Origin of the sequence: Pseudomonas sp. ICMP 10191 (assembly GCF_001467335.1) — a bacterium.
Taxonomy (GTDB): Bacteria; Pseudomonadota; Gammaproteobacteria; order Pseudomonadales; family Pseudomonadaceae; genus Aquipseudomonas; species Aquipseudomonas cerasi.
In genome coordinates this window covers 169,063-190,546 of record NZ_LKGW01000102.1, presented here as the reverse complement: position 1 = coordinate 190,546, position 21,484 = coordinate 169,063, and the positions used below count along the sequence as shown (strand labels likewise).

Below are 21,484 nucleotides of genomic sequence, written 5' to 3'. Positions count from 1 at the left end.
AACACCCTGTTTCCGGGGGATGTACTGACCTCTTCGCGAGCAATGCGGATCGCTCCCATAAGATTTGTGTATAGCAATGAGCGCTAAGGCACGAGAGCAAATCAGAACGATACGTCAGCCAGCCCGTCCAAGTAGCGCTCGACGTCCAGTGCCGCCATGCAGCCGGCACCGGCCGAGGTAATGGCTTGGCGATACACGTGGTCAGCCACGTCGCCGGCAGCGAATACGCCTTCGACGCTGGTCGCCGTGGCGTTGCCTTCACGGCCACCCTGCACAACCATGTAACCGTCTTTCAACGCCAACTGACCGTCGAACAACGAGGTGTTTGGTGTGTGGCCGATCGCGATGAACACACCGTCGACTTTCAGCTCGCTGCTGCTGCCGTCGTTGTTCTTCAGGCGCGCACCGGTCACACCCATGTTGTCACCCAGAACTTCGTCCAGTGTGGCGTTGAGCTTGAGTTCGATCTTGCCCTCGGCGACACGTGCGTGCAGCTTGTCGATCAGGATTTTCTCGGCACGGAAGGTTTCGCGACGGTGAACCAGGGTCACCTTGCTGGCGATGTTGGCCAGATACAGCGCCTCTTCAACCGCCGTGTTACCACCACCTACCACTGCGACTTCACGGTTGCGATAGAAGAAGCCATCGCAGGTGGCGCAGGCAGACACACCCTTGCCCATGAACGCTTCTTCCGATGGCAGGCCCAGGTAGCGGGCGCTGGCGCCGGTGGCAATGATCAGAGCATCGCAGGTGTAGGTTGCGCTATCGCCCTGCAGACTGAACGGCTTGCCAGCCAGGTCAACGGAATTGATGTGGTCGAAGACAATTTCAGTCTCGAAACGCTCGGCATGCTCGCGCATGCGTTCCATCAGCGCAGGACCGGTCAGACCGTGCGGGTCGCCTGGCCAGTTATCAACTTCTGTAGTCGTGGTCAATTGGCCGCCAGCCTGCATGCCGGTGATCAGCAGAGGCTTGAGGTTGGCGCGAGCGGCGTAGACCGCAGCGCTGTAACCGGCAGGGCCGGAACCGAGAATGATCACTCGGGAATGACGTACGTCTGACATGACACACTCCTATCGACCGACCGTTTACGCCGCGGTCGGGACGGCTGGATAAAAAGGACCACCGAAACGCTTGGGGAAGCGTCGTTTGGTTCGGCAGGTCCTGAAAATTCTGACCTGAAGGACAGGTCCTAGATTGCCGAACAGCCTATCGGGGCCGCAGAGGTTAAGGAAATATCGTTTCACAATCCACCCTATAGGTCACTTCTATAGCGCGGGCGCTTGAAAGCGGCGCCATCCGGATATTCTTCGTCGCCAAGGATACGCCACAAGTCTGACATGCTCAAAAACCGTCGGCGCTCCGCTCTTTCATGGCCATCACAAAGCCGGTAAGGTCACGCCTTTCAAGCACTCGGAGACTCCCATGCCCGCTCCCGCCCTTACCGGCCCGCAATACCTGAGAGAGGGCCTGAAACTGGTCCTCAGCCCTGGCTTGCGCTTGTTCGTTCTACTGCCATTGAGCATCAACGTGGTGTTGTTCTGCGGCCTGATCTATCTGGCGGTGCACCAGTTCGAGCTGTGGGTCGACACCTTCATGCCGACCCTGCCCCACTGGCTGAGCTTTCTCAGTTATATCCTCTGGCCACTGTTCGTAGCGCTGGTGCTGCTGATGGTGTTTTTCACTTTCACCATGGTCGCCAACATCATTGCCGCACCGTTCAATGGGTTTCTGTCCGAAAAGGTCGAAGCCGTGGTTCGTGGCGTAGACGAATCGCCCGATTTCAGCTGGGCCGAACTGGTTGCCATGGTGCCCCGCACCCTGGCCCGCGAAGCACGCAAGCTGGGCTACATGCTGCCACGCATGCTCGGCCTGTTCATCCTGTCGTTCATCCCGGTCGCCAACATCATCGCCGCCCCGCTGTGGCTGTTGTTCGGGGTGTGGATGATGGCGATCCAGTACATCGACTACCCCGCCGACAACCACAAACTGGGCTGGAACGAAATGCTCGGCTGGCTGAAAAGCAAGCGCTGGCAAAGCCTGAGCTTCGGCGGCATTGTCTACGTCGCCTTGCTGATCCCGGTGGTCAACCTGCTGATGATGCCCGCGGCAGTGGCCGGTGCAACGCTGTTCTGGGTGCGCGAGCGCGGCGCGGATGCGTTGCCGGTGACCCACGCACGAGGCTGAATGCCGACCTGCCGGGCCGCGCCATGCGGTTCGGCACACCCGAAGAAAAATCACACGCATATAAATATGCACCGCAACTCACCCCGCCAACCAAGGCTAAATGGGGCCTCAATCAATCCGTTCATGTGAAGCCAGCTTCCATGAAACTCAGCGACACATGAACTTAACAAGGAAGTTAAATCATGAATGCTCAAGTAAATCCTGCTGCACTGACCACCGACAACGCAACCGTTCAGGAAAAGATCCGCGCCTTTCTGGTCAGTGAACTGGCCGAATGGTCGATCAATCCGGACAACGTTTACATCAACGGTGTGAACGCCCCTGAAGAAGGCGTGGTCATCAGCTCCAATTCGCTGACAGCCGAAGCCGCGAACCGTGTTTTCGAGAAAGATGCCCCTGCCTATTCCACCCGTACCGCCGGCCTGTTCACCGTTGCCTATTCGTATGCCGATGAACATCGTCTGGATGCACCGGACCTGGCCAAAGTGGGCGAAGTGATCGGCCAACTGGTTCGTGATCTGGGCTGATCGCCCTGCTTGACCGGCTAAGTGACGACGACGCCTGAGAGCGTGCCGAACAGATAATGAGTTATCTGTTCGGCACTCCAGCATTAAAAGGAAACTTCTTACAGCTATATATCAGCACTCTTACAAGCAGCTTATAGAACTCCATTCCGTGTAACGGCAACGACTTGCCGCAACCCGACACTCCTTGCCGAGATATGAAAAAACATTACACGTAGGAATATTGCGTAGGACATATCTTCCCGACCTCTAATACAAGACCGCAACGACGTAGGAACAACCAATACATTAAATATGGCATTACCCTTGCTTTCCTGATTAAAAAACAGGAGTAATCGCTATGGAAATAAAAACAGAATCTGCCGCAGAACAACTCTCCTCCTACCGACCCGCATGCCTCGAAAGACTACCGGAAAACCGTTCAGGTCAGTTTGCAAGCCTGTTGAACGCTGCCATCACACAGACGGAGAAAAAACCTCCAGCCGCATTACCCGCAACACTCGGCAGTTCGGCAATGTCCCGCTCAACTCGCTTCATGGATAGCATGACGATCGAACAACGCAGATCCATTGTGGAGGATAAAGAATTCGTGCCTATGCCTGCAGCAATGGAACGTGCGCGAGGGATTTTCAAATGACCCACACCGACAATGTTTCGCCATTCCTGAACGTTACACCGTTAGGTGTACGGTACAAAACAACACCACGCCCCCCGGCATCAACACCTGAAAGCTTCGCTAGCGTACTTCAAGAAGCCGTCCGCGAAAAAGAAACACCTCATTGCGCAAGGACAATCCTGCGAGGAGGAGAGCTCAGGCCCAAGCTGATGGCACAAGCTCAAAGCAGTCCGGTCGAAGCGAGCTTCCTGGCCAGACACTATGCGTACAATTCATTGACTGGCGAGGGAGTGGATCTATCTGATTACCCCGTAATTCGTTACTGCGCCACGGGCAAGATAGTCACACCCGAGTCGAGCGCTTACTTTCAGAAAATCGGGGGGTGTATGCAAAAAGAGCGAACCGCCCTTTATGAAGAAGAATATTTGAAAGGTACGCCTGCGGCCAGGATACTTGAAAAGATACTAAACTTTAACGACGCTCTTCCTCTCGCATTTCGTGACATGGCAAATTGGTAGCCTGAGCGCCCTCCCTGTCTGGGGGAGGGCGCTTGTGAGATTACCAATCGACAGTTATTCGCCCTTGCTGTCCAGCGACTGGCACCCTTCCCGCCTCTCCAACCTTCATCGTGTAATAGAACTTGCGACGTGCAGACTGATTACCGAAAAACGTTGTGGACCCCGTTCGCTGACGTGATACGTTCAGGCATACGCTGACACCTTGGCACAAGTAGACCTCAAGCCCCTGAGGCCAGCCCAACACGCTCCAGTTCCAACTGACACTTTTGATCGTCGCTGTCACAGGCGCATGCCTGCTTACTGGCAGCTCAGCGGTGTGAACATAGCCTTTTGAATGAATAACCGGCAGAGCAACCGACGATTGATAGTTTCCAGCCAGTGCAAGGTTCGAAAAGACTAAAAGTGCCAAAGCAATTCCTGAAGCCGAACGAGCCCATTTCAATTTATTGTCGTTAAATTTCATTTCACTTCCCTAGTATATTGATAAGCAGGAACAACTAAAAATCCAGTCATTCCAAACCAACGTTAACGAACCACACGATTCGATAACCCGACATTACTAGGCAAACAGATAATATCAACACGTATCAGAACGGACTACACGCTTTTAGGAAACGATGTGAACACCTGTAGGAAGCCAATGAACTTTATCGTGAGTTTTATTGAAATCATTGTACAGCTTATGCGTTTACCTATTAACTATCCCGCGCAGCCTCACACCAACCTCCTCACCTTACCGACGCCCTATCACCAATCCATCACACAACCGCCACATAACCGAAATGTAACCCGCCGAAACTGCTCCCATGAGCCAAATTCTTAATGTCACCCTGATTACTGAAACCTTCACTCCCGAGATCAACGGCGTTGCCAATACCCTGGGGCGTCTTTGTGAAGGGTTGCGGTTGCGCGGGCACCGGGTCGAGTTGGTGCGGCCACGTCAGAACGACGAGATCGGCGTGGGCGCTGCAGAGGACCTGCTGCTCTGCCGGGGCTGGCCGATACCGGGCTATCCAGGGTTGCAATGGGGTCAGTCTTCTATGCACAAGCTGTTGCGCCGCTGGCAGCGGCGTCGACCGGATGTGCTGTACATCGCCACTGAAGGCCCGCTGGGTTTGTCGGCGCTACGGGCAGCTCGGCGCTTGGGAATAGCGGTGATCAGCGGCTTTCACACCAACTTTCCACAGTACACGCAGCAATACGGCATGGGGTTTATCACTCGGCTGCTGACCCACTACCTACGCTGGTTCCACAACCGCTCGCGCATGACGCTGGTGCCGAGCATCAGCCAGAAGGTGGAACTGGAGCGGCGCGGCTTTGAAAGGATCGAGTTGTTGTCTCGTGGTGTCGACAGCCAGATGTTCAACCCGTCCAGGCGTTCGCAGGCTCTGCGCGAAAGCTGGGGCCTGCAAGCAGGTGATATCGGCGTCATACACGTCGGCCGCCTGGCACCCGAGAAAAACCTGGGCTTGCTCAAAGCCAGCTTCGAAACCCTAAAGGACAGTTACCCGCAACGTAATATCAAACTGATTGTTGTCGGCGATGGACCGCAGCGCCAGCAGCTTGAGGAGCAGATCCCGGATGCGATCTTCTGCGGCACTCAGCGCGGTGAAGTGCTGGCCATGCACTATGCCTCGGCAGATATGTTTCTGTTCCCCAGCCTGACCGAAACGTTCGGCAACGTGGTCCTTGAAGCGCTGGCCTCAGGGTTGGGTGTAGTCGCTTACGACGAAGCCGCTGCCGGGCAGCATATTCGTCATGGCCACAATGGGGCCTTGGCCATGCCGGGTGACGAGGCGGCATTCATCGACGCGGCGCGCTGGTTGCTGGAAGACAGCGAAACATTGCGCCGGGTGCGCCTCAATGCTCGTCAACACGCCAGTCGCCAGGGCTGGACGGCGATAATCGATCAGTTCGAACGGCAATTGCGTGAGGCCTGCCCGGGCGAAAAACCTGTAAATGCCAAAGAGATCAGGCCGGTAGCCAGCAAGAAGATCAGACCAGTGTCATCAGTGCGTCTCGACTGAAAGGCAGGATGTCCTGCTCGCGGCCCTCGCGCACTTTCAATGCCCAATCCGGATCGACCAGCAGCGCACGTCCCACCGCCACCAGATCGAACTCGTCGTTGCCCAGCCGCTTCAGCAGATTTTCCAGGCTGGCCGGCTGAGCGACCTTGTCGGTGTTGACCATGAACTGCAGGAACTCGCCGTCCAGTCCGACGCTGCCGACAGTAATGGTCGGTTTGCCGGTCAGCTTGCGCGTCCAGCCCGCCAGGTTCAGGTCGGAGCCTTCGAACTCAGGCTCCCAGAAACGCCGGGTAGAGCAATGAAAGATATCCACACCAGCGTCGGCCAGAGGCTGCAGAAACTCGCCCAGCGCCTCGGGCGTTTGTACCAGACGCGCGGCGTAATCCTGCTGCTTCCATTGTGAGAAACGGAAGATGATCGGGTAGTCCGGGCCCACGGCGGCGCGCACGGCCTTGATCAGTTCAAGGGCAAAACGTGAGCGGTTGGCGAGGCTGCCGCCGTACTCGTCGCTGCGCTGATTGCTGCCTTCCCAGAAGAACTGATCGACCAGGTAACCGTGAGCCCCATGAATTTCGACACCGTCCATGCCAATTGCCTTGGCATCGGCGGCAGCCTTGGCGAAGGCCGCCACGACTTCGTCGATGTCCTGCTTGCTCATGCCATGCACCAGCACCTGACCGTCCTTGACCTTCTCCATCGGCCCGTAGGCAGGCACGCTGCCATCCGGCTCGGTGCCAGGACGGCGAACTGCGCCGACGTGCCAGAGTTGCGGAACGATGCTGCCGCCCTCCGCATGTACTGCCTCGACCACCTTGCGCCAGCCGGCCAGTGGCGCGTCACCGAAAAACTGCGGGACATTCGGATAACCGTTGGATGCCTTGTGATCGACCGTCGTACCTTCGGTGATAATCAGCCCGACACCTGCCGCCGCGCGCCGCCGGTAGTACTCGACGACCTTCGAGTTGGGCACGTGCCCTGGCGAAAACGAACGGGTCATGGGGGCCATGACCACACGCGATGACAGCTCCAGGCTGCCCAGACGGAAAGGCGTGAACAAGGCTTCTGCCGACATGCGCAACTCCTGTGAAATGGTCGATTGCCATCAGGCGCGCAGAGTATCGCCGGGCGTCTGCGGTGGCCCAGTACTATTGATCTGGCTGATTTGAGTTCAGAAGCGACGAGCGCGCAAGAAAGCCGGGCGAATGCGAAATGCTACCCCGGCTATACGATCAGCCTTGCGCCAGGGCCTTTTCAATGGCCTGGATCACGGCAGGATCATCCGGAGTGGTACGCGGAGAAAAACGTGCGCTGACACCACCGTTCTTGCCGACCAGAAACTTTTCGAAGTTCCAGGTGATATCCCCGGGAAACTCGGCACCCTCGCCCGCCAGCAAACGGTAAAGCGAGTGACGATCAGGGCCGTTGACGTCGAGTTTTTCACCCAGCGTAAACGTCACGCCATAGTTGAGCTGGCAAAACTCGGCGATCTCTTGCTCGGTACCTGGTTCCTGCCCGGCAAACTGGTTGCACGGCAGACCCAGTATCTCCAGGCCTTGGTCCTTGTACTGCTGATAGAGGTTTTCAAGTGCCGCGTACTGCGGTGTCAGCCCGCATTTTGACGCGACGTTGACCACCAGAACCACTTTGTTCCTGAAATTCGCCAGCGGCAGTTCCTGGCCACCCAGCGCTTTCAATTTGATGTCGTGAAAAGCACTCATGAGAACCCCTTTTGAAACAAGTCGCCCCAGGCTACAACCCGAAAAAAGGCACCGTGACCGCACGCGTAACGAAAGTCGTCATCGCAGAACAGCCAGGGCGCCTTTTCAGTGCCTGAGCTTAGCAGCACAAATCAGTGTTGATGGCCGCCTTCACCATGAACATGGCCGTGCGCCATTTCTTCTTCACTGGCATCACGGATGGCCACAACCTTCACGTCGAAGTTCAGACGCTGACCCGCGAGCGGATGATTGCCGTCAACGGTGACATCGTCGCCTTCCAGATCACGGATAGTCACGATCTGCATGCCGCCATCCGGGCCGGAAGCGTGAAACTGCATGCCGACTTCGAGCTTGTCGACGCCTTCGAACATGCTGCTGCTCAGGGTGCTGACCAGTTCGGCCGAGTACTCACCGTAGGCGTCTTCGGGCTCGACGGCAACGTTCAGCTGGTCGCCTACTTCCTTGCCTTCCAGTGCCTTTTCCAGGCCCGGGATGATGTTGCCTGCACCGTGCAGGTAAACCAGCGGCGCACCACCGGTAGAACTGTCGATGACCTCACCAGCGTCGTTGGTCAGGGTATAGTCAATGGAGACAGCCTTATTGGCGGCGATCGGCATGGGGACAAGACCTTTTGCTTAAGATTGAAGAACGGGCAAGTTTAACCAAGCAATCGCCCGAAAGCGAACGCAACTCTGACGGACGGCCCGCTTTGAAAGGTTCAATCGTTATCGATCTGAGACAGGACGAGCACGGGCACTGGTTCGCGCTGCTGTCGTGCGGCCACACCCAGCACCTGCGTCATGATCCTCCGTGGCAGTCACGCCCTTGGGTACTCGACCCTGCACAGCGTCAACAGATGACCGGTAAAGCCTTTCGTTGCGGCTGGTGTGCGAACGCCGCAGATAACGATAGTCTTGCCGCAGAGAAATCGCGTTAGACGGTTTCCGGACTTTTTCGGTCGGCAGCGCTTCCCTATGTGCTGCGACCCCTTGCACTGCTCAATCGAGAAGCCAGTATGCAGACTTTTTTTATCGCTCCCACTGACTTTGGCGTGGGGTTGACCTCCATCAGCCTGGGACTGGTGCGCACGCTGGAGCGCGCCGGCTTGAAAGTAGGCTTTTTCAAACCGATCGCTCAGCCACACCCCGGCGATCTGGGCCCCGAGCGCTCGACCGAACTGATGGCTCGCACCCACGGCCTCAAGCCGCCCAAGCCTTTGGGGCTGGCGCATGTCGAACGCATGCTCGGTGATGGTCAACTGGATGAACTGCTCGAAGAGATCATCAATCTTTATCAGCAGGCAGCGGTCGGCAAGGATGTGCTGGTAGTCGAAGGCATGGTCCCGACCCGCAGCGCGAGCTATGCCGCGCGGGTCAATCTGCATTTGGCCAAGAGCCTGGATGCCGAAGTCATTCTGGTCTCCGCCCCGGAAAATGAAGTGCTCGCCGATCTGTCGGGCAGGGTCGAATTGCAGGCCCAGCTGTTTGGCGGCCCCAAGGACCCCAAGGTGCTGGGGGTGATACTCAACAAGGTGCGCACCGAAGAGAGCATGGAAGTCTTCGCCTCGCGCCTGAAAGAGCACTCGCCGTTGCTGCGCAGTGGCGACTTTCGCCTGCTGGGCTGCATTCCGTATCGCGCCGAACTCAACGCACCGCGTACCCGCGATGTGGCCGAGCTGCTCGGCGCGCAGGTGCTGAACGCAGGCGACTACGATCAGCGCCGCATGACCAGAATCATCATTTGTGCCCGTACCGTGCTCAACACGGTTCCGTTGCTCAAGCCGGGTGTGCTGGTCGTAACGCCGGGTGACCGCGACGACATCATCCTGGCGGTGAGCCTTGCAGCCATAAACGGCGTACCGCTGGCCGGCCTCCTGTTGACCAGCGATACCGTGCCCGACCCACGCATCATGGAGCTGTGTCGCGGCGCGCTGCAGGCGGGGCTGCCGGTGCTGTCGGTCAGCAGCGGCTCGTATGACACGGCCAATCGCCTGAATCAGTTGAACAAGGAAATCCCCATCGATGACCGCGAGCGCGCGGAAAACATCACCGATTTCGTTGCCAGTCATCTGGACGCCAACTGGCTGCACCAGCGCTGCGGCACGCCCCGCGAGCTGCGCCTGTCGCCCGCGGTGTTTCGCTATCAGTTGATCCAGCGCGCGCAGGCGGCCAACAAGCGCATCGTACTGCCTGAAGGCAACGAGCCGCTGACCATCCAGGCCGCCGCCATCTGCCAGGCGCGCGGTATCGCGCGTTGCGTGTTGCTGGCCAGACCCGAGGAAGTGCACGCCGTTGCGCAGGCGCACGGCATCGAGCTGCCGCAGGGGCTGGAAATTCTTGATCCGGACCTGATTCGCGAACGCTATGTTGCGCCGATGGTGGAACTGCGCAAAAGCAAAAGCCTGAATGCCCCCATGGCCGAGCAACAGCTCGAAGACCCGGTGGTGATCGGTACGGTGATGCTGGCGCTGGACGAGGTAGACGGGCTGGTGTCCGGCGTCATTCACTCCACCGCCAACACCATCCGACCAGCCCTGCAACTGATCAAGACCGCGCCAGGCTGCACGCTGGTGTCTTCAGTGTTCTTCATGCTCTTTCCCGAGCAGGTGCTGATGTACGGCGACTGCATCATGAACCCGCATCCGAGCGCCAGCGAGCTGTCCGAGATTGCCTTGCAGAGCGCCGATTCGGCCACTGCGTTCGGCATCTCGCCGCGCGTGGCGATGATCAGTTATTCCAGCGGCAACTCGGCCAGCGGCGAAGAGGTCGAGAAGGTCCGCGAAGCGACGCAACTGGCACGCGAAACCCGCCGCGATCTATTGATCGACGGGCCGCTGCAGTATGATGCGGCCGCCAACGAACAGGTCGCCCGGCAGCTGGCTCCCGACAGCGCGGTCGCAGGACGCGCCAACGTGTTCGTGTTCCCGGACCTGAACACCGGCAATACCACGTACAAGGCGGTGCAACGCAGTGCCGACTGTGTGAGCCTCGGCCCGATGCTGCAAGGCCTGCGCAAACCGGTAAACGATCTGCCGCGCGGCGCGCAGGTCGACGACATTGTCTACACCATCGCGCTGACAGCCATACAGGCCGACACGCTGTCCTGATACCTGACACGAGTGCCGCAGAGCAGTCTGCGGCTTCCGATAACTTGCGGAGCCATCTCCTTCATGGATTTCCTGCCTGCCCCGTTACGCGGCGTCATTGCCTCGCTGTTGCTGGCGCTGAACACCATCGTCTGCTGCACGGTGCTGTTCGCGGTCACGATCCTCAAGATCTGCCTGCCCTTCTCTGCGGCACAGCGTTTCACCGACTGGTTGATGAGCCACATCCATGAAACCTGGATCGGCAACAACAATGCCTGGATCAAACTGCTGTGCCACACCCGCTGGCACCTGAGCGGTCTGGAAGGGCTGGATTACAAGCACTCGTATCTGGTCACCAGCAATCACCAGAGCTGGGTCGACATCATGGTCTTGCAGTACGTGCTCAACCGGCGTATTCGCCCATTGAAGTTTTTCCTCAAGCAGGAGCTGATCTGGGTTCCGGTGATCGGTCTGGCGTGGTGGGCACTGGGCTTTCCATTCATGAAGCGCTACTCCAAGGCGTACCTTGCCAAACACCCGGAAAAGAAAGGCAAGGACCTGGAAACCACCCGCCGCACCTGCGCGAAGTTTCGCCATAACCCGGTGGGGATTTTCAACTTCGCCGAAGGCACGCGCTTCACGGCCGGCAAACACGCGCAACAGAACTCGCCGTTCCGCCACCTGCTCAAGCCCAAGGCCGGCGGCATTGCTTTCGTGCTGGATGCGATGGGCGAACAGCTGGAGTCGATCATCAACGTGACCATCCATTACCCTGGCGGACAACCCGGCTACTGGGACCTGCTGTGCGGTAACGTGAGGGAAGTGGTTGCGCACTTCGAAGAGATCAAAATCCCGCAGCAGTTTCTCGGCAAAAATTACGACCAGGACGACGAATACCGCCTGGAATTCCAGCAGTGGATCAACACGCTCTGGGAACAGAAAGACCGGCTGCTGGACAGCCTGCATGAGCAGTATCCGGCGCAGCATTGATAGTGACTCGTGGGAGCGAGCTTGCTCGCGAAGAGGCCATCACCTTCGCGAGCAGGTTAGCTCCCACTTCTTTGCCCCGCCGTCAACCAGCCTGCGAGCGGAGCGGCATTGATCAGTACTGCTGACCCGGAATCGGCTTGAGGTTTACCTCGACACGGCGGTTCTGGGCGCGACCGTTGACGTCGGCGTTGCTGGCAATCGGTTGGTCAGGCCCTGCACCGCGCACTGACAGGTGCGATTGATCGACGCCTTGCGAAGTCAGGTAAGTCGCGACGCTCTGGGCACGCTGTTGCGACAGGTCCATGTTGTGCTGGCGGCTGCCGGTGCTGTCGGTGTACCCGACGATTTCAATGTTGTTCTGGTTGAACTGCTTGAGCGAACTGGCCAGGTTGTTGAGCGGCGAATAGAAGCTGCTGGCAATGGCCGAAGAGTCCGTCGCGAAGGTGATGTTACCCGGCATGATCAGTTTGATCTGGTCACCCTGACGCTGTACCTCGACACCAGTATTGGCCATGCTCTCGCGCAACGCAGCTTCCTGCTTGTCTGCGTAATAGCCGTAACCCGCCGATGCGGCACCCGCCACTGCAGCGCCGATCAGGGCACCCTTGCCGCGATGATTGTGATCGATGGCCGCGCCAGCGACCGCACCCGCCAATGCGCCGAGCCCGCCGTACTTGGCCGTTTTGCTCATACCACCGGAGCTTTGCGCCTGGCCTTGATTGTCATAGGGATTGGATGTTGCACAGCCGGAAAGCATGGCTACGGCGGTGGCAACAATGATCAAACGACGCGAGGTAAACATTCAGGAGCTCCTGGTTTTGACGAACGCTGGTAACCGGATTAGAGCATACCCGCTATCAAAAATTCCTTAACCCGTGCTGAACCGCCCGTCTTGCGGGCTTCTGCGCGCATTGCTCAGCGACGCTCCTCGCGAATGTAAGGTTCACCCAGCGCACCGGGCTGGCTGCTCGATTGCCGCTTGCCGCTCGCCACCCAGACCATGACCAACAGGGTGACCGCGTAGGGCGTCATCAGGACGAAATACTGAGGCAGGCGCACGCCGGTTGCCGCCAATTGCGGAATCAGTGCCTCGATCCCGCCGAACAGCAAGGCGCCGGCCAGCGCACGCCAGGGCGACCAGCGTGCAAATATCACCAGCGAAACCGCAATCCAGCCGCGCCCGCCAGTCATGTCGGCGATCCACATCTTGGTGCTGAGCACGGCAATGAAACCGCCGGCCAGCCCCATCAACGCAGAACCAACGACAATCGCTGCCAAGCGGTAACCAAGTACGGAAATACCTGCGGCATCGGCGGCCTGCGGGTTCTCGCCGACCGCGCGCAGACGCAGCCCGGTGCGCGTACGATCGAGCAGCCAGACCACCGCGATGAAAATCACCACGGTCAGGTACACCAACGGGTTCTGCACAAAGACCCGGCCCACCACAGGCAGCTCGGACAACGGCCACAGTTCGACCGCCTGCAAGCCGCTGACCGGGCGGTTGGTCCAGCCCAGCAGCGTGCCCAGCAACCCGGTCAAGCCCTGACAAAAGAACACCAGCGCCAGCCCGGCGATCACCTGATTGATCCGCAGCACCAGCACCATCAGCGCGAACAGCAACGACACCAGACCTGCCGCCGCCATCGACGCCAGCAGCGAAAGGCCAGGCGAGCCGAGGCTCAACTGCATGCCGATGCCCGCCAGTGCGCCGACCAGCATCAGCCCTTCGACGCCCAGCGCCAGTACGCCGCTGCGCTCGATGAGGATCAGGCCCAGCGCTGCCAGGGCGAACGGCACGGCAAAATCCGGTGCGCTGCCCAGCCAGTGGGAAATAAGCTCCATCAACGTTCTCCTGCCTGAATGCGCCGCAGGCGATGGCGAATGAAAAAGTCCGAGGACGCGACGCAGATCACCAGGATCGCCTGGATCAGTTGCACCATCGAAAACGGAATCTGATAGAACACCTGCAGATTGCGTCCGGCGACGAACAGCATGGCGATCAGCAGCGCGACCACGGTTGCGGCCACTGGGTTGTTGCGGGCCAGAAAAGCGATGAGAATCCCGGAAAACCCGTAGCCCTGATAGAACGATTGGGTAAGGCGCCCCTCCTGCCCCGAGGTCACGACAAAACCTGCGAGCCCCGCCAGCGCGCCCGACAGCAGCACGGTGCCGATGATCATCTTGCGCACCGGGACGCCCACGGCCCCGGCGACCTTGGGGTTGGCATCGACGAAGCGCAGGTACAACCCCGCTCGCGAAACACCAACGAACCACAGGGTCAGACCGGTAACCAGCAGCGCCAGAGGGATCGCCGCGTTATACCCGGCAAACAGGTCGGGCAGCCGCTCGAAGCTTTGGAACGCGGGGGAATAGGGAAAGTTGTCTCGCGGGTCCTTCCAACTGCCGTACACCAGGTGCAGGAGGAAATTGGCGGCGATGTAATTGAGCATCAGCGTCGAGATGATTTCGTTGACCTGCCACTTGAGCTTCAGCAGCACCGGGCCCAGGCTCCACAGCAATCCGCAGATAACGGCTGCCGCCATCATCAGCGGCAAACGCAAGGCCTCCGGCCCCACCTGAAACAGCGAGATCGCCGTAGCGCCAATCGCCCCCCAGATCATCTGGCCTTCCAGCCCCAGGTTCCAGAAACGTGCTCGAAACGCCATGCACCCGGCGAGCCCGACCATGATCATCGGCGATGCCTGAAACAGCACTGCCTTGAAGTTTTGCCCATCGAACACCGTCTGCACGACGAATTCGTTGAGCAACTCGTCAGCAGGCACGCCAGCAAGAATCAGAATGGTGGTGCAGATCGCCAGCCCGATCAGCAACGCCAAGGCAATGATCAGCGCCTGCAATAGCCAGCCGGTCTGCTGACGAAGTTCCAGGGTGTAGCGCCGCGCCAGCAACGGTTGCCGTGCGGATTTCATCGGATGTACTGATTCAGTCATGGCTCACCATCGCTTTGCCGATGGCTTGCCGGTCGGCAGGGTGCGCGAACTCGGCGACGATGCGCCCGCCGTTCATCACGCCGACACGGTCAGCCAGGGCCAATACTTCGTCCAGATCCTCGCTGATCACCAGCACCGCAGCGCCCGCGTCCCGAGCCGCTCGCAAGCGGGCATGCACCGCCTGTGTGGCACGCACATCCAGGCCCCGGCTCGGGCTGTGCACCAGCACCAATTGCGGGTCGCGGCTGAATTCGCGGGCGATCACCAGTTTCTGGGCGTTACCTCCCGACAACAACGCAGCTTTCTGATCGAGAGAGCGCACGCCCTGTACGTCGAAGTCCGCCACGGCGCGCTGCGCATCCTGTTTCAGACGCTTGTAGCCCAGGCGCCAGAAAGAGCCGTATTGCCCGCTGTGGAGGTTGCCGATGGCAAAGTTCTCGGCCACCGACAGCGACCCGGCCAGCGCCGCGCCGTAGCGGTCGGCCGGGATCGAGGCGATGCGCAACTGCCGACGCTGATCGGCCGACGCGCCGCGCAGATCGCCAAACCCGGCCATGTGGATTTCACCCTCAGTGGCTTGCGGAAGCCCCATCAGGGCGTTGGCCAGTTCAGCCTGACCATTGCCGCCCACGCCTGCGATGCCGTAAATCTGCCCAGCGTGCAGGCTCATGTTGACACCGTTGAGCGTACTGCTGCCGACGCTGCGCAAGTCCTTGACCTGCAAACGCACCTCGCCGGGTGTCGACGGTTGATGTTCGGCAACCGGCACCGATTCACCTACCGTGAGCTGCACCAGTTGCTCGACACTCACCTTCTGCGGGTCAAGGGTTTGCACGGTGCGCCCGCCACGCATCACGGTTACCCGGTCGGCATAGCGTTTGACGTCAGCCATCTTGTGCGTGACCAGAACCACCGCCGCGCCTTGTCGGGCGAATGCCTGAACGGTCAGCAGCAGACGCTCGGCCTCTTGATCGGTCAGCACTGCTGTCGGTTCATCGAGGATCAGAATCCGCGCACCGGCCAGCAGCACCTTGAGGATCTCGACACGCTGCTGCTCGGCGACTGACAGGCTGTCGACGGTACGCGCCGGATCAATCGCAAAACCCAGCGCCTCGGCCTTGCCGACAATCTCCTGTTCCAACGCACGCAGACGCTTGCGATAGCTGCCTTCGCCAGGTTGCTCGGGCAGCGCCAGGAGAATGTTCTGCGCCACCGTGAACGGTTTCACCAGCTTGAAGTGCTGGTGGACCATGCCGATCCGGTAACGGCTGGCGTCCCTCGGCCCCTGAAGCTGAACCGGGTTGTCGTCCAGCAGCAGGGTGCCGGTTTCCGGTGCGTACAGCCCGGCGGCGATGTTCATCAGTGAGGACTTGCCTGCACCGTTTTCGCCCAGCAGCGCATGCACTTCCCCCCAACAGGCGGTGAAGTCGGCATCGATCAGCGCCTTGAAGCCATCGAACGATTTGCTGATGCCGGTGAGTTGCAGCGCATTGACCTGACTCATTGCTGAGTCTTCACGCCTTCGACGAACCAGTCCATTTTCCACAGGTCCGGGTCAGACAATTGCTGACCGGCCGCCACTCGCTCCTTACCGTCACGATCGGCCAGCGGACCGCTGTAGATGATTTTCCTGCCGGCCAGCAGCTCGGCGCGCTCGGCCTCGATCTTCTTGCGGTCTGCATCGGAAATGATCGTGTCCGCAGTCAGCTTGATATCGGTACCGCCCTGCTGCATCGACAGCAGCGCGCCGTTGGCAGGCGGCGTCCAGTTGCCGGCAATGATTTTCTTCAGCTCCGGCCCGAGGAAGCGATCCCAGACCCACAGCGAAGAGCAGACCGTCGCCTTGGGGGCGAACTCGCTCAGGTCACGATGGTGGCCGGTGCCATGAATGCCCCGCTCCTGTGCGACGATCTGCGGTGTCGGGCTGTCGACGTGCTGACCGACCACATCGGCACCGTTGTCGATCAGCGCCATGGTGGCCGCGCGCTCCTTGACCGGATCGTTCCATGCACCGGTATAGACCACGTTGACGGTGGCCTTCGGATTGATTTGCCGGGCGCCCAGTTCATAGGCATTGATGGTCCAGTTGACCTGGCCGAACGGGTTGGCGGCGACGAAGCCCAGCTTGCCGGTCTTCGAGGCCGCACCAGCGGCCATACCGCACAGGTACTGGCTCTCGTAGGTACGCCCGTAAAACGATTCGAGGTTGGGCGCATTGGTGGTGCCCGAGCCATTCAGGAACGCGACTTTCGGGTATTTTTTGGCCAGTGCAAGAAAGGTGTCGGAGTAGCCGAACGCAGTGCCAACGATGATGTTGGCACCGCGTGCGATGAGGCGGTCGACCACCGGCGTAATGGCCGCGGCGTTCTCGGGCACGCTCTCGACGTACTGGATCTTGGTGTCCAGATCCTTTTCAAGCTTCACACGTGCTTCGTCGAAGGCCTGAGTCCAGCCGCCATCATTGCGCGGGCTGATATACACCATGGCGATTTTCGGCTTCCCTTCGAGGGTCAATCCTTCAGCCTGAGCGAGGCCGACCGCTCCCAACGCTACGGCCGCACACAATGTCCCGGGCAACAGTTTCTTGTACATAGACGTTTTCCTGAGGGTAATGGCCGATGAGGACCGCACACGCAGGCATTAGCAGCATCCATGCCAGTACAGGAAAAACGCTACGGAACAACGACCTGACGCCATCGAGACGAATAAAACAGATCAAATGGTCTGAATCAGAGCACTTGGTTTGTGCAGGACGTCCGCGCACTGCGCAGGCGGGGTGCGCGGGTCAGGGCCGGCGCCCCCCGTTCACACCTTGCGCGGCAGGATCCCGTCCAGAACCATGCTGCGCAGGCTCGCCAGCACTTCTTCGAAAAACACCGGATCATCCAGCGTCTTGCCGGTCACGGCCTCGACCTGAGTGCGGAAGTCGGCGTAATGCTGAGTGGTCGCCCACAGAGTGAAAATCAGGTGATGCGGGTTGATGGGGGCCAACTGGCCGCTGTCGATCCAGTGCTGAATCACCGCCACCTTGGCCTGCACCGTGTCACGCAACGGGTGCTGCAACTCGCCCTGAATCAGCGGTGCGCCCTGCATCACTTCCATGCAGAACAGCCGTGATTCGGCCGGATGATCGCGGGACATCTCCAGCTTGGCCTTGATGTAGGCGCTGATCGCCTGCACCGGCTCCTTGTCGGCGGTGAAGTGCACCAGCGGGCTCAGCCATACCTCGAGCAACTGGCGCAGCACGTTCAGGTACAGGTCGTCCTTGCTGCTGAAGTAATACAGCAGGTTGGTCTTGGAGACGTCCGCCAGGCTCGCGACCTGATCCAGGCTGCTGCCGTGCACGCCATAGCGGGAAAATATCTCCAGCGCCGCATCGAGAATCAGCGTGCGCTTGCCTTCCATCAGGCGCATGCGCCGCTTCAGGGATGTCGCACTGGGTTCGCGGGTCGTCTTGACCACGGTCTCCGGCTTGACCTTGCGTACGCGCTTGTTCGCCGGGTCCGCCAGGGGAGGTTTCTTGTTCACGCACATCCATCCAGTGATGCCGAAATGAGCGGGCATCTTAACGGGCGCAGCTGTTTTGTCGATACGGATTGCCTGCGCCGTCAGCCCTGCCCCATCTGCGTGCGCCCTGCACAAACCAAGTGCTCTGATTCGGACCAAATGGTCTGAAATAAACCATGAAAACTTTCAAGCCTTTGAATAAAAACAACAAAATTTTCTGGCCCGCTTAATGCAGAAGGTGATCAAGAGACGATTGAAAGACGATTCAAGTGCCGCCAGTCGCGCCTTGGCACGCATCGACCCACGCAGAGAGGCCTCATATGGACATTGGTATCTTCATCCCCATCGGCAATAACGGCTGGCTGATTTCCAGCAATGCTCCGCAGTACATGCCGACCTTCGAGCTGAACAAACAGATCGTGCAGAAGGCCGAGGGCTACGGCTTCGACTTCGCGCTGTCGATGATCAAATTGCGTGGCTTCGGCGGCAAGACGCAGTTCTGGGAACACAACCTGGAGTCGTTCACGCTGATGGCCGGCCTGGCCGCGGTGACCAGCCGGATCCAGCTGTTCGCCACCGTTGCCACCCTGACCATCCCGCCCGCCATTGCCGCACGCATGGCCTCGACCATCGATTCGATCTCCAATGGCCGCTTCGGGATCAACCTCGTCACCGGCTGGCAGAAGCCGGAATACGAGCAGATGGGCCTGTGGCCGGGCGACGAGTTCTTCCACACCCGCTATGAATACCTGGCCGAATACGCTCAGGTTCTGCGCGATCTGTGGGCCACCGGCAGCAGCGACTTCAAGGGCGAACATTTCAGCATGCAGGACTGCCGCGTCAGCCCTCGCCCACAGGCCGACATGAAGCTGATCTGCGCCGGTCAAAGTGAAGCGGGCATGGCGTTCTCGGCGCAATACGCTGACTACAACTTCTGCTTCGGCAAAGGCGTCAACACCCCCACGGCCTTTGCGCCAACCGCACAGAAACTGATCGAAGCCAATGAAAAGACCGGCCGCAACGTCACTTCCTGTGTGCTGTTCATGATCATCGCCGACGATACCGACGAAGCTGCACGGGCTCGCTGGGAGCACATCAAGGACGGTGCCGATGAAGAAGCGATCGCGTGGCTGAGCGAGAAAGGTTCGGCGGATAAAAGTGCCGGTTCCAATCTGCGGCAGATGGCCGACCCGACCTCAGCGGTCAACATCAACATGGGCACGCTGGTGGGGTCGTGGGCCACAGTGGCAAGAATGCTCGACGAAGTCGCCAGTGTGCCGGGGACCCAAGGCGTGATGCTGACGTTCGATGATTTCGTCAAAGGGGTCGAAGACTTCGGCGAGAAAATCCAGCCGCTGATGACCAGTCGCAAGCACATTGCGCAACTCAAGGAGGTGGTCTGATGACGACCTCGGTAACCGTCGCAGGCGTTGACGTGCCGGACGTGCAGCCCGCCCGCGAGCTACCCGCCCGTCCCGAACCGCTGCGCATGAAACCCGGCGAAACCGCGCTGGTAGTGGTCGACATGCAGAACGCCTACGCATCGCTCGGCGGGTATCTGGACCTGGCCGGGTTCGATGTCAGCAGCACCGGGCCGGTCATCGCCAATGTCAACAAGGCCTGTGCCGCCGCACGTGCGGCAGGCATTCCGGTGATCTTTTTCCAGAATGGCTGGGACCCTGCCTATGTCGAGGCCGGTGGCCCCGGCTCACCTAACTGGCACAAGTCCAACGCCCTGAAAACCATGCGCAAGCGCCCTGAACTCGAAGGGCAACTGCTGGCCAAGGGTGGTTGGGACTACCAGTTGGTCGACGAGCTGACGCCACAGCCTGGCGACATCGTGGTGCCGAAAATCCGCTACAGCGGCTTCTTCAATTCCAGCTTCGACAGCGTGCTGCGCAGCCGCGGCATTCGCAATCTGGTGTTCACGGGCATCGCCACCAATGTCTGCGTCGAGTCGACCCTGCGCGACGGTTTTCATCTGGAGTATTTCGGCGTGGTGCTGGCTGACGCGACCCATCAGGCAGGCCCCGAATTCGCTCAGCAAGCCGCGCTGTTCAACATCGAAACCTTTTTTGGCTGGGTTTCCAGCGTCGATGACTTCTGCACCACTTTCAGCCCTGTCGGGCAACCTTCGTGAGGACATCAGTATGACCAAAAAAGCGATCATCCCTGCCGGCACCAGCAAACCCATCGCGCCGTTCGTACCGGGCTCCATGGCCGACGGCGTGCTCTATGTCTCGGGCACGCTGCCGTTCGACAAGGACAACAACGTGGTACACGTCGGCGACGCCACCGCGCAGACCCGTCACGTGCTGGAAGCCATCAAAACCGTGGTCGAGACCGCGGGCGGGACGATGGACGATGTCACGTTCAACATGATCATGATTCGTGACTGGGCCGACTACGCCAAAGTCAACGAAGTGTATGCCGAGTATTTCGCGGGCGAGAAACCGGCCCGTTACTGCATCCAGTGCGGCCTGGTCAAACCCGAGGCGCTGATCGAAATCGCCAGCATCGCCCACATCGGCTGAATCGCGACTGTGGGCAGTTGACGCCCACCCGGAGAAAACCCATGTTCCATGAGTTTCATGCCTGCCAGCATGCCGATGCACCGACCCTGGTGCTCAGCTCCGGGCTGGGCGGGTCCGGTCGCTACTGGGCGGATGACCTGGCACTGCTGACCCGCGATTACCGCGTGCTCGTCTACGACCATGCCGGAACCGGACGCAGCCCTGCGGTGCTGCCGGCGGATTATTCGATCCGGCACATGGCTATCGAGTTGCTGGCCCTGCTCGATTCACTCGGTATCCAGCGTTGCCATTTCATGGGCCATGCGCTGGGCGGCCTGGTGGGTCTGGAACTGGCCCTGCTGCGTCCGGAACTGTTGCAAAGTCTGGTACTGATCAATGCCTGGAGCAGCCCGAACCCGCACAGCGCGCGCTGCTTTTCAGTGCGCAAGAAACTGCTGTTGAACAGCGGACCTGAGGCCTACGTACAGGCTCAGGCGCTGTTCCTCTACCCGGCGGACTGGATCGCCGCCAACGGCCTGCGGCTGGCCGATGACGAAGCCCACGCGCTGGCGCATTTTCCCGACACCGACAACCTGCTGCGGCGTATCCATGCCCTTGAAACCTTCGACGTGGAGGCCAATCTTGCACGCATCCACACCCCGACCCTGTTGATTGCCAACCGCGACGACATGCTGGTGCCCTGGCAGCAATCCCGGCACCTGGCCAACGCGCTGCCGAATGCAACGCTGGCGCTGCTGGACTATGGCGGCCATGCCTCGAACATTACCGATCCACAGCCCTTCCAACGCGCCTTGTTCGATTTTCTCGGCACACAACCCTGAAAGGAC

23 protein-coding genes are annotated in these 21,484 nt (G+C 59.6%); 12 read left to right on the top strand and 11 right to left on the bottom strand.

The annotated features are described in order from the left end of the window. Positions 1-101 precede the first annotated feature (101 nt). Positions 102-1,064 (bottom strand): thioredoxin-disulfide reductase, encoded by a 963-nt coding sequence (gene trxB, locus AO388_RS09770; RefSeq protein ID WP_003316986.1) that lies wholly within the window; start codon positions 1,062-1,064, stop codon positions 102-104. Between the two features lie 361 nt (positions 1,065-1,425). On the opposite strand from trxB, the gene cysZ reads away from it, so the two are divergent. The 4 genes from cysZ (at position 1,426) to AO388_RS09750 (ending at position 3,845) form a co-directional block, all read left to right on the top strand. Continuing rightward, entirely contained in the window at positions 1,426-2,187 is a 762-nt protein-coding gene (cysZ, locus tag AO388_RS09765; RefSeq protein ID WP_003433659.1) for a sulfate transporter CysZ, read from the top strand. A gap of 182 nt (positions 2,188-2,369) precedes the next feature. Then, on the top strand, positions 2,370-2,714 hold the full coding sequence (locus AO388_RS09760) for a hypothetical protein (RefSeq protein ID WP_003365484.1): 345 nt from the start codon (positions 2,370-2,372) through the stop codon (positions 2,712-2,714). 337 nt (positions 2,715-3,051) lie between these two features. Then, positions 3,052-3,348 carry a hypothetical protein gene (locus tag AO388_RS09755; protein WP_058416376.1) on the top strand — a complete coding sequence of 99 codons (297 nt, stop codon included), beginning with the start codon at positions 3,052-3,054 and terminating at the stop codon, positions 3,346-3,348. Further along, positions 3,345-3,845: a hypothetical protein gene (locus AO388_RS09750; protein WP_054080661.1), complete on the top strand. Its 501-nt coding sequence runs from the start codon at positions 3,345-3,347 to the stop codon at positions 3,843-3,845. Before AO388_RS09755 ends, AO388_RS09750 begins: the two co-directional genes overlap by 4 nt. 40 nt (positions 3,846-3,885) lie before the next feature. Here the strand turns inward: AO388_RS09750 and AO388_RS27335 are convergent, their stop codons facing one another. Further along, positions 3,886-4,308: a flagellar protein FlhE gene (locus AO388_RS27335; protein ID WP_226995476.1), complete on the bottom strand. Its 423-nt coding sequence runs from the start codon at positions 4,306-4,308 to the stop codon at positions 3,886-3,888. Between the two features lie 343 nt (positions 4,309-4,651). Between AO388_RS27335 and AO388_RS09745 the strand changes: the two genes are divergently transcribed. Beyond that, entirely contained in the window at positions 4,652-5,872 is a 1,221-nt protein-coding gene (locus AO388_RS09745) for a glycosyltransferase family 4 protein (protein ID WP_058416375.1), read from the top strand. Here the strand turns inward: AO388_RS09745 and AO388_RS09740 are convergent. The 3 genes from AO388_RS09740 to AO388_RS09730 all read right to left on the bottom strand — a co-directional run bounded on the left by AO388_RS09740 (position 5,841) and on the right by AO388_RS09730 (position 8,207). After that, positions 5,841-6,944 carry an NADH:flavin oxidoreductase gene (locus AO388_RS09740; RefSeq protein ID WP_003433673.1) on the bottom strand — a complete coding sequence of 368 codons (1,104 nt, stop codon included), beginning with the start codon at positions 6,942-6,944 and terminating at the stop codon, positions 5,841-5,843. The genes AO388_RS09745 and AO388_RS09740 overlap by 32 nt on opposite strands. 157 nt (positions 6,945-7,101) lie before the next feature. Beyond that, complete coding sequence (locus AO388_RS09735; protein ID WP_003365493.1) at positions 7,102-7,590, bottom strand: glutathione peroxidase; 489 nt, start codon at positions 7,588-7,590, stop codon at positions 7,102-7,104. A gap of 131 nt (positions 7,591-7,721) precedes the next feature. After that, entirely contained in the window at positions 7,722-8,207 is a 486-nt protein-coding gene (locus tag AO388_RS09730) for an FKBP-type peptidyl-prolyl cis-trans isomerase (RefSeq protein ID WP_003365497.1), read from the bottom strand. 14 nt (positions 8,208-8,221) lie between these two features. Between AO388_RS09730 and AO388_RS27330 the strand changes: the two genes are divergently transcribed. From AO388_RS27330 to AO388_RS09720, 3 genes are all read left to right on the top strand, one after another. After that, a complete protein-coding gene (locus AO388_RS27330; RefSeq protein WP_003365499.1) occupies positions 8,222-8,527 on the top strand; it encodes a DUF3565 domain-containing protein in 306 nt (101 codons plus the stop codon). Positions 8,528-8,605: 78 nt separating this feature from the next. After that, positions 8,606-10,696 (top strand): phosphate acetyltransferase, encoded by a 2,091-nt coding sequence (pta, locus tag AO388_RS09725; protein WP_003408730.1) that lies wholly within the window; start codon positions 8,606-8,608, stop codon positions 10,694-10,696. Positions 10,697-10,759: 63 nt separating this feature from the next. After that, entirely contained in the window at positions 10,760-11,665 is a 906-nt protein-coding gene (locus tag AO388_RS09720; protein ID WP_058416374.1) for an acyltransferase, read from the top strand. A gap of 112 nt (positions 11,666-11,777) precedes the next feature. Here AO388_RS09720 and AO388_RS09715 read toward each other — a convergent pair whose 3' ends face one another. The 6 genes from AO388_RS09715 to rutR all read right to left on the bottom strand — a co-directional run bounded on the left by AO388_RS09715 (position 11,778) and on the right by rutR (position 18,150). Beyond that, a complete protein-coding gene (locus tag AO388_RS09715; protein WP_003433676.1) occupies positions 11,778-12,467 on the bottom strand; it encodes an OmpA family protein in 690 nt (229 codons plus the stop codon). A 113-nt stretch (positions 12,468-12,580) separates the two neighbouring features. Beyond that, positions 12,581-13,507 (bottom strand): ABC transporter permease, encoded by a 927-nt coding sequence (locus AO388_RS09710; protein ID WP_054080658.1) that lies wholly within the window; start codon positions 13,505-13,507, stop codon positions 12,581-12,583. Continuing rightward, positions 13,507-14,616, bottom strand: coding sequence for an ABC transporter permease (locus tag AO388_RS09705; protein ID WP_042930348.1), 1,110 nt, complete (start codon positions 14,614-14,616; stop codon positions 13,507-13,509). Before AO388_RS09705 ends, AO388_RS09710 begins: the two co-directional genes overlap by 1 nt. Further along, positions 14,609-16,120: an ABC transporter ATP-binding protein gene (locus AO388_RS09700; protein ID WP_058416373.1), complete on the bottom strand. Its 1,512-nt coding sequence runs from the start codon at positions 16,118-16,120 to the stop codon at positions 14,609-14,611. Before AO388_RS09700 ends, AO388_RS09705 begins: the two co-directional genes overlap by 8 nt. Beyond that, a complete protein-coding gene (locus AO388_RS09695) occupies positions 16,117-17,208 on the bottom strand; it encodes a BMP family ABC transporter substrate-binding protein (protein ID WP_003365515.1) in 1,092 nt (363 codons plus the stop codon). The genes AO388_RS09700 and AO388_RS09695 overlap by 4 nt, the downstream gene beginning before the upstream one ends. Before the next feature lie 213 nt (positions 17,209-17,421). Beyond that, entirely contained in the window at positions 17,422-18,150 is a 729-nt protein-coding gene (gene rutR, locus AO388_RS09690; protein ID WP_058416372.1) for a pyrimidine utilization regulatory protein R, read from the bottom strand. A 293-nt stretch (positions 18,151-18,443) separates the two neighbouring features. Here rutR and rutA point away from each other — a divergent pair, with 293 nt between their 5' ends. From rutA to rutD, 4 genes are read left to right on the top strand one after another with little or no spacing between them, the layout of a single operon-like run. Beyond that, positions 18,444-19,526: a pyrimidine utilization protein A gene (gene rutA / locus AO388_RS09685; RefSeq protein ID WP_003433682.1), complete on the top strand. Its 1,083-nt coding sequence runs from the start codon at positions 18,444-18,446 to the stop codon at positions 19,524-19,526. After that, positions 19,526-20,263 (top strand): pyrimidine utilization protein B, encoded by a 738-nt coding sequence (gene rutB / locus AO388_RS09680; protein ID WP_024661844.1) that lies wholly within the window; start codon positions 19,526-19,528, stop codon positions 20,261-20,263. Before rutA ends, rutB begins: the two co-directional genes overlap by 1 nt. Before the next feature lie 10 nt (positions 20,264-20,273). Further along, positions 20,274-20,657 carry a pyrimidine utilization protein C gene (gene rutC, locus AO388_RS09675; protein WP_003365523.1) on the top strand — a complete coding sequence of 128 codons (384 nt, stop codon included), beginning with the start codon at positions 20,274-20,276 and terminating at the stop codon, positions 20,655-20,657. Positions 20,658-20,698: 41 nt separating this feature from the next. Then, positions 20,699-21,478 (top strand): pyrimidine utilization protein D, encoded by a 780-nt coding sequence (gene rutD, locus AO388_RS09670; RefSeq protein ID WP_054080653.1) that lies wholly within the window; start codon positions 20,699-20,701, stop codon positions 21,476-21,478. The last annotated feature ends 6 nt before the right edge of the window (positions 21,479-21,484 follow it).

What these genes read in the sequence shown, in the direction of transcription:
- AO388_RS09695 (WP_003365515.1), bottom strand. Translation starts at nt 17,208, where the DNA reads ATGTACAAGAAACTGTTGCCCGGGACATTGTGTGCGGCCGTAGCGTTG.
- AO388_RS09700 (WP_058416373.1), bottom strand. Translation starts at nt 16,120, where the DNA reads ATGAGTCAGGTCAATGCGCTGCAACTCACCGGCATCAGCAAATCGTTC.
- pta (WP_003408730.1), top strand. Translation starts at nt 8,606, where the DNA reads ATGCAGACTTTTTTTATCGCTCCCACTGACTTTGGCGTGGGGTTGACC.
- AO388_RS09745 (WP_058416375.1), top strand. Translation starts at nt 4,652, where the DNA reads ATGAGCCAAATTCTTAATGTCACCCTGATTACTGAAACCTTCACTCCC.
- AO388_RS09740 (WP_003433673.1), bottom strand. Translation starts at nt 6,944, where the DNA reads ATGTCGGCAGAAGCCTTGTTCACGCCTTTCCGTCTGGGCAGCCTGGAG.
- cysZ (WP_003433659.1), top strand. Translation starts at nt 1,426, where the DNA reads ATGCCCGCTCCCGCCCTTACCGGCCCGCAATACCTGAGAGAGGGCCTG.
- rutB (WP_024661844.1), top strand. Translation starts at nt 19,526, where the DNA reads ATGACGACCTCGGTAACCGTCGCAGGCGTTGACGTGCCGGACGTGCAG.
- rutC (WP_003365523.1), top strand. Translation starts at nt 20,274, where the DNA reads ATGACCAAAAAAGCGATCATCCCTGCCGGCACCAGCAAACCCATCGCG.
- AO388_RS09730 (WP_003365497.1), bottom strand. Translation starts at nt 8,207, where the DNA reads ATGCCGATCGCCGCCAATAAGGCTGTCTCCATTGACTATACCCTGACC.
- AO388_RS09705 (WP_042930348.1), bottom strand. Translation starts at nt 14,616, where the DNA reads ATGACTGAATCAGTACATCCGATGAAATCCGCACGGCAACCGTTGCTG.
- AO388_RS09750 (WP_054080661.1), top strand. Translation starts at nt 3,345, where the DNA reads ATGACCCACACCGACAATGTTTCGCCATTCCTGAACGTTACACCGTTA.
- rutA (WP_003433682.1), top strand. Translation starts at nt 18,444, where the DNA reads ATGGACATTGGTATCTTCATCCCCATCGGCAATAACGGCTGGCTGATT.
- AO388_RS09720 (WP_058416374.1), top strand. Translation starts at nt 10,760, where the DNA reads ATGGATTTCCTGCCTGCCCCGTTACGCGGCGTCATTGCCTCGCTGTTG.
- AO388_RS09760 (WP_003365484.1), top strand. Translation starts at nt 2,370, where the DNA reads ATGAATGCTCAAGTAAATCCTGCTGCACTGACCACCGACAACGCAACC.
- AO388_RS09755 (WP_058416376.1), top strand. Translation starts at nt 3,052, where the DNA reads ATGGAAATAAAAACAGAATCTGCCGCAGAACAACTCTCCTCCTACCGA.
- AO388_RS27335 (WP_226995476.1), bottom strand. Translation starts at nt 4,308, where the DNA reads ATGAAATTTAACGACAATAAATTGAAATGGGCTCGTTCGGCTTCAGGA.
- AO388_RS09735 (WP_003365493.1), bottom strand. Translation starts at nt 7,590, where the DNA reads ATGAGTGCTTTTCACGACATCAAATTGAAAGCGCTGGGTGGCCAGGAA.
- trxB (WP_003316986.1), bottom strand. Translation starts at nt 1,064, where the DNA reads ATGTCAGACGTACGTCATTCCCGAGTGATCATTCTCGGTTCCGGCCCT.
- rutR (WP_058416372.1), bottom strand. Translation starts at nt 18,150, where the DNA reads ATGTGCGTGAACAAGAAACCTCCCCTGGCGGACCCGGCGAACAAGCGC.
- rutD (WP_054080653.1), top strand. Translation starts at nt 20,699, where the DNA reads ATGTTCCATGAGTTTCATGCCTGCCAGCATGCCGATGCACCGACCCTG.
- AO388_RS09715 (WP_003433676.1), bottom strand. Translation starts at nt 12,467, where the DNA reads ATGTTTACCTCGCGTCGTTTGATCATTGTTGCCACCGCCGTAGCCATG.
- AO388_RS09710 (WP_054080658.1), bottom strand. Translation starts at nt 13,507, where the DNA reads ATGGAGCTTATTTCCCACTGGCTGGGCAGCGCACCGGATTTTGCCGTG.